Source organism: Arthrobacter sp. SW1 (assembly GCF_001766675.1).
Classification (GTDB): Bacteria; Actinomycetota; Actinomycetes; order Actinomycetales; family Micrococcaceae; genus Arthrobacter.
In genome coordinates this window covers 280948-292544 of the sequence record NZ_MJLT01000023.1, presented here as the reverse complement: position 1 = coordinate 292544, position 11597 = coordinate 280948, and the positions used below count along the sequence as shown (strand labels likewise).

The following is an 11597-nucleotide window of genomic DNA, read 5'->3' as shown; positions in this document are numbered from 1 at the left end:
ATTGGTGCCACTACACGCGTTCGGCTGTGAAGCCCTCCGGAAGGAGCCCGGAAATGTCGCTCGAAACCCTGCCCGTCCTTGATTTCTCCCGCCTGCACGCGGGTCCGGAAGAGGCGGCCCGGTTCCGCGACGAGCTCCGGGATGCCATGCACGAAGTTGGTTTCCTCTACCTGTCCGGGCACGGCATCCCGCAGGAACTCACGGACGCCATCCTCGATGTCTCGCGGCGCTTCTTCGAGCTGCCGGAAGAGCAGAAGCTCGCCCTCGAAAACATCCACAGCCCGCAGTTCCGCGGCTACACCCGGATGGGCGGTGAGCTGACCGCCGGCGCCGTGGACTGGCGCGAACAGATCGATATCGGGGTCGAACGGGACCCAGTGGCGCCGGGGCCCGGCGTCGCCGATTACTGGCGGCTGGAAGGCCCCAACCTCTGGCCGGAGGCGCTGCCCGAAATGCGGGGCATCGTGGCCGAATGGATGGAACGGCTGAGCGCCGTCTCGCTGGAGCTGCTGCGCGCGCTCGCGGTCTCCCTGGGCGCCCCGGAAGACACCTTCGACGAAGCCTTTGCCGCCCGGGCGTTCCCGGTCCTGAAGATCGTCCGCTACCCGGGGGAATCCGATCCGGATCCCAAGCAGGGCGTGGGTTCGCACCGCGACGGCGGCGTGCTGACCCTGCTGCTGGTGGAACCGGGCAAGGGCGGGCTGCAGGTGGAACACGACGGCGACTGGATCGACGCCCCGCAGGTCCCCGGCAGCTTCGTGGTGAACATCGGCGAAATGCTGGAGCTCGCCACCAACGGCTACCTCAAGGCCACCCTGCACCGGGTCATCTCGCCGCTGCGGGGCACGGACCGGATCTCCCTGCCGTTCTTCTACAACCCGGCCCTCGACGCACGCATGCCGCAGCTCGCCGTCAGCCCGGAATTCCAGGCCCGGGCCCGTGGGCTCTCGGTGGACCCTACCAACAGCCCCATCCTGGAAACCTACGGGGACAACGCCCTGCGCTACCGCATGCGGGCCCACCCGAACGTCGTCGCCGCCCAGCACGCGGACCTGCTCCGGGACTGAGCCTGCATACGGGCTGAACCTGCTTAGGGGAATGGGGCGCGCAGCCGCTTTGTTACCCCGCGCGGAACGGGCCGGTTATACGAACGTGCCGAGGTAAGGCTAACCTTAGTGGTCGTTATGTTTCGTGCGTCCGTGCCGTAGCGCGGGCAGTCCCATGCAGGTGGTTCTTTTGCGTGTTTTCAAGGGGTCCCGCGCGGCCCTCGGAGTGGTTGCCGTCCTCGCCCTCGGCGGTTGCGGCCTTGGCAACGGCACCGGCGGCAATCCCGGAAGCACGGACAAGGCGGTGGACACGAACCAGCGGATCGTCGTGGACAACTTCCGCGCTCCCGTTGCCGACTGGGCCCCGGAATCCGATGCCGCGTACATCCTGTCCTTGTCCGGCTGCCTGGAAACGCTGACGAAGTACGACCACGCCGAAGGCAAGGTGGTGCCGTTCCTGGCCAGCAGCTGGAAGCAGGTTTCGGACCTGGAATGGGACTTCACCCTCCGCGACGACGTGAAGTTCCAGGACGGCACCCCGCTCACCGCGGACGCCGTCGTGGCATCGCTCAAGCACGTGCTGGAGGCCAAGGTTCCCGCGCGCGCCTTCAGCAAGAAGGTGGTCAGCGGCGTCAAGGCGGTCGACGCCCGCACGGTCCGCGTGTCCACCCCGGTGGAAAGCCCCTTGGTGCCGTATCGCCTCGCCAGCGTCAACACCGGCGTGCTCGCCCCGGCGGCGTACAAGGGAACGTCGGTGGATCCGTTCGGGCATTGCACCGGCCCGTTCGTTCCGGTATCGGAAAAGGCGAAGCAGTCCATCACGCTTGACCGCAACGAGAACTACTGGGGCGGCAAGGTCCAGCTGGCCGGCGCCGAGGTACGCTTCATCACCAACGGCGCCACCCGGGCAGCGCAGGTCCAGACCGGCGAGGCGGACATTTCCATGTCCATCCCCGTCGCCAGCCTTCCCTCCCTGGAAGGTTCCCGCGACGTCACCGTCCTGAAGGCGGACTCGCCGCGCACGGCAACTCTCTACCTGAACAACAAGCGCAAGCCCCTTAACGACCCGAAGGTCCGCAAGGCCCTCCGCGCAGCCCTTGACCTCGAAGCGCTCGCCGCCAGCGTCTACGAAGGAGCCGCCCTGCCGGCTTCCGGTCCCTTCGCGCCCTCCGAGCCGTGGGCGATCGACGGCGCGGTCCCGCCCAAGCAGGACCTGGACGCGGCAAAGAAGCTCCTCGCCGAGGCCGGCTACACCCCGGAGCGGCCCCTCGAAGTCATCGCGATCGTCGAACGCGCCGAATTCGCCGACGTCGCTACCGTCCTCCAGGACAACCTGAAGAAGATCGGCGTCCCGGTGGCGGTCCAGAGCAAGGAATACGCGGCCGCGGAGCCGGACGTCATGGCCGGCAAGTACGACATGCTGCTCAGCCAGCGGAACCGGCTCATCGACATCGCCGATCCCATCGGCTTCCTCACCGCCGACTACAGCTGCGAGGGCAGCTACAACCTCAGCCACTTCTGCGACGCCGAATACGACCGCCTCATCGGCGAAGCCTCCCGCGCCGCGGACAGCAAGGAACGCTACAAGCTGTACGCCCGGGCCGGGAAGATCCTGGATGAGCAGGCCGTGAACCTGTGGCTCGTCAACGAACAGGCAACGGACGCCGTCCGCAAGGAGGTCCAGGGCTTCGTCCAGGACCCGCTGTCCCGCTACGTCCTGACGGCGCAGACTGCCAAGTCCGGCTCCTAGCTTTACTCCCGGCGTCATGCTGAAGTTCATTGCCAGAAGAACGGCGACCCTCGTGGCCGCCGTTCTTCTGTCGTCCTTCGCGGTGTTCCTGATTCCCTATGTCACGCCGGGCGACCCCGTGCGCAAGATCATCCGGTCCCGCGTGGCCGGAGACGTGGTGGACGAATCCGTGGTGCAGTCTCTGGGGCAAAGCCTGGGCCTGCAGGACGCACTCTTCGTCCAGTACCTGCGCTGGCTCGGCAGCTTCTTTTCCGGAGACATGGGCCTGTCCTACGTGAGCCGGACCCCGGTGGTGGAACAGGTCATGCCGGCCCTCGGCGTGACGGTGAGCCTTGTAACGGTGGCCCTGGGTGCCGCCGTCCTGGCTTCGCTGCCGCTGGGAACCGCTGCCGCGCTCCGGCAGGGCCGCCGGACCGACCGGTGGATCACCGCGGTCACCCAGTCCTTCATCGCGATGCCCGAATACTGGCTGGCTCCCATGCTGGTGCTGCTGTTCGCGCTGAAGCTGGCGGTACTGCCTTCCGCCGGCTGGAACGACGCCTCCTCGGTGGTCCTTCCGGCCGCGACCCTCGCCCTGCGCCCGGCCAGCTATTTCACGGCCGCCGTGCGATCGGGCATGATCGACGCCCTGTCCGCGGAGCACGTGTTCGCGGCCCGCGCCCGGGGCCTCGGCCGGACACGCACCGTCCTGGACCATGTCATCCCCAACGGACTGCTTCCCCTCGCCACCCTGCTGGCCGTTTGGTTCGCAGGCCTGCTGGGCGGCTCGGTGATCGTCGAGGTGATCTTCGCGGTGCCGGGCATGGGACGCCTCCTGTACGACGCCGTCGTGAACAGCGATATCCCGCTGGCGCAGGGCGGGGTGGTCGTCGTCGTGGCGCTGGCCGTCGGCATTACCACCCTCGCGGACTTCGTCCATCGCCTCCTGAGCCCGAAGGCGGGTGCCGCCCTTGTGTAACGTCCGTACCCGGATCACGGCGGACCGCGCCGCACTCGCGGTGCTCGCCGTCGTCGTCCTCGCCGTCGCCGCGGCGCCCTGGATCGCCCCCTACGCGCCGGAAGCGCAGGACCTCGCGCGGCGGCTGGCGCCACCCGGGCCGGAGCACTGGCTCGGAACGGACCACCTGGGCCGTGACCTGCTGAGCCGGCTGCTCGACGGCGGACGCTTCTCCATGCTGATGGCTGTGGCCGCCACCGTGCTCACCGCCGTGCTCGGCACCGCCGTGGGCGTGGCCAGTGCGCGCCGACGGGGGTGGCTGGACGAGTTCCTCACCCGCAGCAACGACGTGCTCCTCGCGCTTCCGGAAATGGTGGTGGCCCTGTTCATCGTGGCCGCGATGGGCACCGGCTTCGGGCCCTTGCTGATCGCGCTGACCGTTACCGGTTGGACCCCGTTCGCCCGCCTGGCCCGCACCCTGGCCTACGATGTCTCGGCCCGCGGCTTTGTGGAAGCGGCCCGCGTGGTGGGCTGCCCGCCGTCGTTCATCGTCTTCCGGCACATCCTGCCGCATCTGGCCGCTCCGATGCTCGGGCAGGCGACGCTCCGATTCGGCCAGCTGCTGATCAGCGTCGGCGCCCTGTCCTACCTGGGGCTGGGCGTCCAGCCGCCGCAATCGGACTGGGGGTCCATGCTGGCGGCCGCGCAGCCGTACGCCGAGCGGGCGCCGATGGGCATCATCGCCCCGGGCCTGGCGATCTTCCTGGTTGCCCTGTGCGTCACCCTGATCGGCCAGCACGCCACGGCGGCGGCCCGCACGAAACAGGAGGCGGTGGCGCATGCGTGACCATTTGACCGTGGACGGCCTGACTGTCAGGGACACGGCGCGCCCCGGGGCTCCGCTCCTTGACGGAGTAGCGCTGGACGTGGCGCCCGGCGAGTTTGTCGCCCTGGTGGGAGGTTCCGGTTCCGGCAAGACCATGACGGCGATGTCCGTGCTCGGGCTGCTGCCCCAGGGGCTGGCGGTGAGCGGAGGATCGATCCGGCTGGGCGAGACCGAACTCACCACCGCCGGGCACGCGGAGCTGGACCGGATCCGCGGCGGCCGGATCGGCATGCTCTTCCAGCAGCCCAAGCGCATGTTCAACCCGAACCGGCGCATCGGCAGGCACCTGCGCGAGCCCCTGAAGCTGCACGCCGGCCTGCGCGGGACCGCTGCACAGCGGAAGGCCATTGAGCTCTTGGCCGAAGTGGGCTTCGAAGACCCCGCAGCCGGTGCCCGTTCCTTCCCGCACCAATTGTCCGGCGGCATGGCCCAGCGGGCGATGGCCGCGCTGGCGTTGGCAGGCCGGCCCGATTTCCTCCTGGCCGACGAACCGACCTCGGCCCTGGACAAGGTGCTGGAACGCCAGATCCTGCAGCTGCTGGACCAGGAACGCCGGGACCGAGGGTTGGGCATCCTGTACATCACCCACAACCTGGCGTCCGTTGCCGCCTTCGCAGACCGTGTGCTGGTGATGGAACAGGGCCGGCTGGTGGAGTCCGGGCCCACCCGCGAGGTCCTGGCCCAGCCCAAGTCACCCTACACGCGGTCTCTCCTGGAAGCGTCCATCCTGCAACCGCACGGGACCTCCTCGGCGCGCAACGGCGTCCACGCCGAGCCGGAGGCAGCCCTCTCCCTCCGGGGCGTCAGCAAGAGCTTCGCGCCGCGCCGCAAGGCCAGGGCCGCCGTCGACGGTGTGTCCCTCGAACTGCGGAAGGGCGAGATCCTCGGGGTCCTGGGCCAGTCCGGCTCGGGTAAGAGCACGCTGGCCAGGTTGGTCCTCGGACTGGAACGGGCCGACGCCGGCACGGTCGCCATCGCCGGTACCGGGACTGCGCACACCGCATCGATGTGCCGCGCGGTCCAACTCGTGTTCCAGGAACCCTATGACTCCTTCGACCCCCGGATGACCCTCCGGAGCAGCCTGGAAGCGCCCCTCCGGCAGAGCCCGCTGAGCAACGAGGAGCGTGAGGGCCGCATCCGGGCTGCCGTCGTGGAGGTCGGCCTGGACCCGGCCCTGCTCGACCACCGTCCCCGGCAGTGTTCCGGCGGCCAGCTCCAGCGCGCCACCATCGCCCGCGCCCTGCTCCTGGAACCACAGGTGCTGATCTGCGACGAAGCCACCTCGGCGCTGGACGCCCTCACCCAGCGGACCATCCTGGATCTCCTGCGCCGGCTGCAGCGGGAACGCGGGCTCAGCCTGGTGATGATCACCCACGACATGGACGTGGTCCGCTACATGTGCCAGCGCGTTGCCGTCATGTACCAGGGTTCCCTGGTGGAGCTCGCGGACACCGGAACCTTCTTCTCGGCGCCGCAGCACGAGCACAGCCGCGCCCTCGTGGAAGCCTCCATCCCGTGCAAGGGCCTGCACCTCGGCAGGCTCGTCTCCGCAGCTGACTGAGCTGCTGGCCGGGCCGTGGGGCCCGAGGCCCGCGCACCGGCCCGCCATTGAGTCCGCTCCGGCGCCGGAGTAGGGTGGGCGCACTTCCACCCGCACCGACTCCACCTGACCCAAGGGAGCGATCATGCCTGAAGTGAAACGCCGTCTCGCCGCAGCAACGGCAGTCCTGGCCCTCAGCATCACCAGCGGAGCCGTCCTCAGCCCGGCCAGCGCAGACCCCCGGACGGTAACCAAGACCGCAACCGCCACCGGCTACGGGGGAGCGGTGAGCACCGTGGACCCGGAGGCTTCGGCAGCGGCGATCGAGGTCCTGCGCAAGGGAGGCAACGCGGCCGATGCCGCCGTCGCAGCCGCCGCAACGCTCGGCGTCACGGAACCGTACAGCGCCGGCATCGGTGGAGGCGGCTACTTCGTCTACTACGATGCCGCCAGCGGCGAGGTGGGCACCATCGACGGCCGCGAAACCGCGCCGGCAGCGATGCCGCACGACGCGTTCATCGACCCTGCCACCGTCACCCCGGAGAACCCCGCCGGCAGCCCCTACCGCTTCACCCCAGAGCTGGTCACCAGCGGCGTCTCGGTCGGCGTTCCCGGGACGCCTGCCACCTGGAACCGCGCCTTGGACCGCTGGGGCAGCCTGACGCTTGGCGAAGCGCTCAAACCGGCCATCAAGGTGGCCACCCGCGGCTTCATCGTGGACCAGACCTTCCGCCAGCAGACCCTGGACAACAAGCTCCGCTTCGAGGCGTTCACCTCCACCAGCAAGCTGTTCCTCCCCGGCGGCGACGCTCCCGCCGTCGGCAGCGTCTTCCGGAACCATGAGCTCGCCGCCACCTACCGGCTGCTCGCGGAACAGGGAGCGGGCGCCTTTTACGGCGGCGCGCTCGCCGAAGAGATTGCCGCCACGGTCCAGGCCCCGCCGAAGGATCCGGACACGCAGCTGCCCGTCCCGGCCGGCCACATGACGGCAGCCGACCTGGCCGCCTATCGCGTGCTGGACCAGGCCCCGAGCCACGTGAACTACCGCGGCCTGGACGTCTACGGCATGGCGCCGTCCAGCAGCGGCGGCACCACGGTGGGCGAGGCGCTCAACATCCTGGACACCTTCAACGTGTCGGAGATGCCCGACGCCGACGCGCTGCACCACTACCTGGAGGCAAGTGCCCTGGCCTTCGCCGACCGCGGCAAGTACGTGGGCGACCCCGCCTTCGTGGACGTCCCGACGGCGGCCCTCACCGATGAGCTGTTCGGCAAGGAGCGTGCCTGCGAAGTCGATCCGCTGCAGGCGGTGGTGAAGCCCGTGGCCCCCGGTGACGTCACCAACTACGACGGCGCGTGCCCGGCCGCCGCTGCGGCCTTCGCCGAAGAGGCGGACACGGAGAACATCTCCACCACCAACCTGACCGTCGCCGACAAGTGGGGAAACGTGGCCGAGTACACCTTGACCATCGAACAGACCGGCGGCTCGGGCATCGTGGTGCCGGGCCGCGGCTTCCTGCTGAACAATGAGCTCACGGACTTCTCCACCGTGTACAACCCGGCCGATCCCAACCGGATCGAACCCGGCAAGCGGCCGCGCTCGTCCATGTCGCCCACCATCATCCTGGAGGACGGCAAGCCCTTCCTGGCCCTCGGTTCGCCCGGCGGCTCCACGATCATCACCACCGTGCTGCAGACCATCCTGAACCGGGTGGACCGCGGCATGACCACGCCGGAGGCGCTCGCCGCACCGCGGGCGGCCCAACGGAATACAGCCAATGTCACGGCCGAACCGGAGTTCATCACGGCCTACGGAAGCCAGCTGGCCCCGTTCGGGCACAAGCTGGTCCCGTCCGGTGACGCCTTCACCTCGGCGGCCGAGATCGGGGCCGCGACGGCCATCGAATTCCTGCCCGACGGCGGCCTGCTCGCCGCCGCGGAGCCGCGCCGCCGGGGCGGCGGCTCGGCCATGGTGGTCACCCCGGCGCCCTGAGCCTGCGGCCATGCCGCCTGGCTCAACGGGCCCGGGGGCATCGACACGACCCCCGGGGCGATGATAGACCGGAAGGCAATGGTGCTTATCGGAATCCACGCTTCGCACGAACAAATCGGGCCCGGCCGCCTGCTCGCGGACATGCGCCGCGCGGAAGCCGCCGGTTTCGCCGCAGCCATGTGCTCGGACCACTTCAACCCGTGGTCCCGCGAGCAAGGGCATTCCGGCTTCGCCTGGTCCTGGCTGGGGGCGGCGCTGGCGGATACCGGGCTCCGTTTCGGCACCGTCACCGCGCCCGGCCAGCGCTACCACCCGGCGGTCATCGCCCAGGCCTCGGCCACCCTGGCCGACATGTTCCCGGGCAGGTTCTGGATGGCCCTGGGCAGCGGCGAAAACATCAACGAAAGCATTACCGGGGATGCCTGGCCGGACAAGGAAACCCGCCAGCGCCGCCTGGAGGAATGCGCGCAGGCCATCCGTTCCCTGCACGAGGGCAAGACCGTGGACCATGACGGCCTGGTGCGGCTCAGCGGCGCCAAGGTCTGGGACCGGCCCGCCGAACGGCCGCCCTTGCTGGCCGCCGTGGTGTCCCCGCAGACGGCACGGCGCTCGGCGGCCTGGGCCGACGGCATCATCACGGTGAACCAGCCGGAGCCTGCCCTCCGCGATGTGCTGGACGCGTACCGTTCCGCCGGAGGGCGCGGTCCGGCCGTGCTGCAGGTCCATCTCAGCTGGGCGGCAACCCAAGCCGAGGCGGAGGAGCTCGCGCTCCGGCAGTGGCGCAATGCGACGGTGTCGCCGCCGCATGCCTGGGACCTGGCCACGACGGAAGAGTTCGAACAGCATTCGGCCGGCGCCGCCGTCGACGATGTCACCGAGGCCGTGCTGGTGTCTGCGGATCCGGCCCGGCACATTGAGTGGCTGACGGGCTTCGCCCGGCTGGGCTTCGAGGAGATCTACCTGCACCACGTGGGCCAGGAACTGGGGCCCTTCATCGACTGCTTCGGCCGGGAGGTCCTGCCGTTTGTTGAGGCGCGGGACGGGAAGGAGTAGGCATGCGCATCTCGGACTCCGCCGATCTCTGGTGGAAGAGCGCGGTCATCTACTGCGTGGACGTGGAAACGTTCATGGACTCGGACGACGACGGCGTGGGTGACTTCGCCGGCCTGGCCCAACGGATTGATTACCTCGCCGACCTCGGGGTCACCTGCCTGTGGCTGATGCCGTTCTATCCGAGCCCCAACCGCGACGACGGCTACGACATCACCGACTTCTACGGCGTCGACCCGCGGCTGGGCAGCCTGGGCGACCTGGTGGAGGTCCTCAGGGCGTGCCACCACCGCGGCATCCGGGTCATCGCGGACCTCGTGGTCAACCACACCAGCACCGAGCACCCCTGGTTCAAGGAGTCGCGTTCCAGCGTGGACAACCGCTTCCGCGACTACTACGTGTGGCGGGCCGACCCGCCGCCGGACACCTCGGACGCGGTGGTGTTCCACGAGGAAGAGGACAGCATCTGGAACCACGATCCCATCACGGGGCACTGGTACCTGCACCGCTTCTACGCCCACCAGCCGGACCTGAACATGGCCAACCCGAAGGTGCGGGACGAAATCGCCAAGATCATCGGCTTCTGGCTGGAGCTGGGCTTCGATGGCTTCCGCGTGGATGCGGTCCCGCAGCTGTTGACGGTGGGCATCCACGACACCATCGAAAACGAACTTGGCTTCACCGATCCGCACGGTTTCCTCCGCGAGCTGCGCACCTTCATGGGCCGCCGCCGCGGGCACTCCGTGCTGTTGGGCGAGGTGGACCTGATGTACCGCCACCAGCTGGAGCTGTTCGGCGGATCCGACGGCGGAGAACTGGACATGATCTTCGACTTCCCGCTCATGCAGAGCTGCTACCTCGCCATGGCCAGGGAAGATGCCGGGCCGGTGGCCGGCGTGCTGAAGAACCGCCCGGAGGTGCCGGCCGCCGTCCAGTGGGCCACGTTCCTGCGGAACCACGACGAGCTTGCGCTGGACCTGCTGACGGAAGCCGAACGCGCCGAGGTCTTTGCCGCCTTCGGGCCGCAGAAGAAGTTCCAGGTGTACAACCGCGGCCTTAAGCGGCGGCTCGCCCCCATGCTCGACGGCGATCCCGCCCGCCTCAGGCTTGCCTACTCGCTGCTGTTCTCGCTCCCGGGCACGCCGTCGCTGTACTACGGCGAGGAAATCGGCATGGGGGAGGATGCCTCGCTCGGGTACCGGATGGCGGTCCGTACCCCGATGCAGTGGGGCTCCGCACCCAACGGCGGGTTTTCGGCGCGCCCGGCGTCCGAACTGGCCCGCCCGCCGGTGAAGGGCAGCTTTGGGCCGCGGCACGTCAACGTGTCAGCAGCGAAGCGGGACCCGGCGTCGCTTTTCAACTTCATCCGCGAGCTGATCCGCATCTACCGCGAGTACCCGGAAATGGCGTGGGGGAGCTTCGAGCTCCTCGAACAGCCGGTGCCGAACGTGCTGGCCCACCGTTGCAGCTGGGACGGGGCTTCGATGATCGCGGTGCACAACTTCGCCGCGAAACCGGCAACAGTGACCCTCAAGCTCGGCGCGGAGCACGAAGGAGCCACCGTGCGGGACCTGCTTGGCGGGCCGGGCCGGGACATCGGCGACGGCGGTGCGCTGCGGCTTCGGCTGGGGCCCTACGGTTTCCGCTGGCTCCGGCTGGCCTCGGACGGTGGCGGCCAGGGCGTTGTTCCCGAGGTCCAGACCACCTACTCCGCCAAGGAAGCGGAGGCCCGGAACACTTCCGGCAAAAAAGATAAGCAGACTTAGCAAAATGCCTTGATGTTCGCCGGAGCCCTCGATAGCGTGAAAAAGGTAGCACCGCATCCCATCGAATCCACTATGTGAGGAGAACGTGATGGCTACTGTCGATCAGACCATTGAGGTTGAGGTTCCGGTGACCACGGCATACAACCAGTGGACACAGTTCGAAACCTTCCCCGAATTCATGAGCGGGGTGGAGTCCGTCAGGCAACTTGATGACACCACCCTCCATTTCTCGACCAACACCGCGGGCGTGCACCGTGAATACGATGCCCGGATCCTGGACCAGGTGCCGGACTCCGTCATCAGCTGGGAAAGCGTGGACGGGCCGCGCAACGCCGGACTGGTGCGCTTCGAGCCCTTGGGCCCGGACCGGACGCGCGTCAACGTCACCATCGAGTGGACGCCGGAAGGCGTCGCTGAGAAGACCGGTGCCGCCGTCGGAGTCGACGAACTCCAGGTGGGCGCAGACCTGAACAAATTCAAGAAGTTCATCGAGAACCGCGGCACGGAGACCGGCGCCTGGCGCTCCACCGTGGTGGCTGGCGAAGTCGACGAGCCGCCGGCAGGCTCCGGCGGAACCATGCTGGACGAGGAGCCGCCTCCGCCCACCGGCGGAAGGGACTTCTGAGGAG

General features: G+C 68.8%; 9 protein-coding genes. All 9 read left to right on the top strand.

The features are described 5' to 3' along the window. Positions 1-53 precede the first annotated feature (53 nt). The 9 genes from BIU82_RS11375 (at position 54) to BIU82_RS11335 (ending at position 11593) form a co-directional block, all read left to right on the top strand. A complete protein-coding gene (locus tag BIU82_RS11375; RefSeq protein ID WP_070349578.1) occupies positions 54-1067 on the top strand; it encodes a 2-oxoglutarate and iron-dependent oxygenase domain-containing protein in 1014 nt (337 codons plus the stop codon). A 169-nt stretch (positions 1068-1236) separates the two neighbouring features. Further along, a complete protein-coding gene (locus BIU82_RS11370; protein ID WP_253182749.1) occupies positions 1237-2796 on the top strand; it encodes an ABC transporter substrate-binding protein in 1560 nt (519 codons plus the stop codon). 16 nt (positions 2797-2812) lie between these two features. After that, complete coding sequence (locus tag BIU82_RS11365; RefSeq protein ID WP_070349576.1) at positions 2813-3754, top strand: ABC transporter permease; 942 nt, start codon at positions 2813-2815, stop codon at positions 3752-3754. Then, positions 3747-4580 (top strand): ABC transporter permease, encoded by an 834-nt coding sequence (locus BIU82_RS11360; protein ID WP_070349575.1) that lies wholly within the window; start codon positions 3747-3749, stop codon positions 4578-4580. Before BIU82_RS11365 ends, BIU82_RS11360 begins: the two co-directional genes overlap by 8 nt. After that, positions 4573-6180, top strand: coding sequence for an ABC transporter ATP-binding protein (locus BIU82_RS11355; protein WP_070349574.1), 1608 nt, complete (start codon positions 4573-4575; stop codon positions 6178-6180). The genes BIU82_RS11360 and BIU82_RS11355 overlap by 8 nt, the downstream gene beginning before the upstream one ends. A gap of 124 nt (positions 6181-6304) precedes the next feature. Beyond that, complete coding sequence (ggt, locus tag BIU82_RS11350) at positions 6305-8152, top strand: gamma-glutamyltransferase (RefSeq protein WP_070349573.1); 1848 nt, start codon at positions 6305-6307, stop codon at positions 8150-8152. A gap of 78 nt (positions 8153-8230) precedes the next feature. Continuing rightward, the gene (locus tag BIU82_RS11345; RefSeq protein ID WP_070349572.1) at positions 8231-9205 is read left to right on the top strand and encodes a TIGR03885 family FMN-dependent LLM class oxidoreductase; all 975 of its coding nucleotides are present in this window, start codon (positions 8231-8233) and stop codon (positions 9203-9205) included. A gap of 2 nt (positions 9206-9207) precedes the next feature. After that, entirely contained in the window at positions 9208-10968 is a 1761-nt protein-coding gene (locus BIU82_RS11340) for an alpha-amylase family protein (protein ID WP_070349571.1), read from the top strand. 88 nt (positions 10969-11056) lie between these two features. Further along, entirely contained in the window at positions 11057-11593 is a 537-nt protein-coding gene (locus tag BIU82_RS11335; protein ID WP_070349570.1) for an SRPBCC family protein, read from the top strand. Positions 11594-11597: the final 4 nt, after the last annotated feature.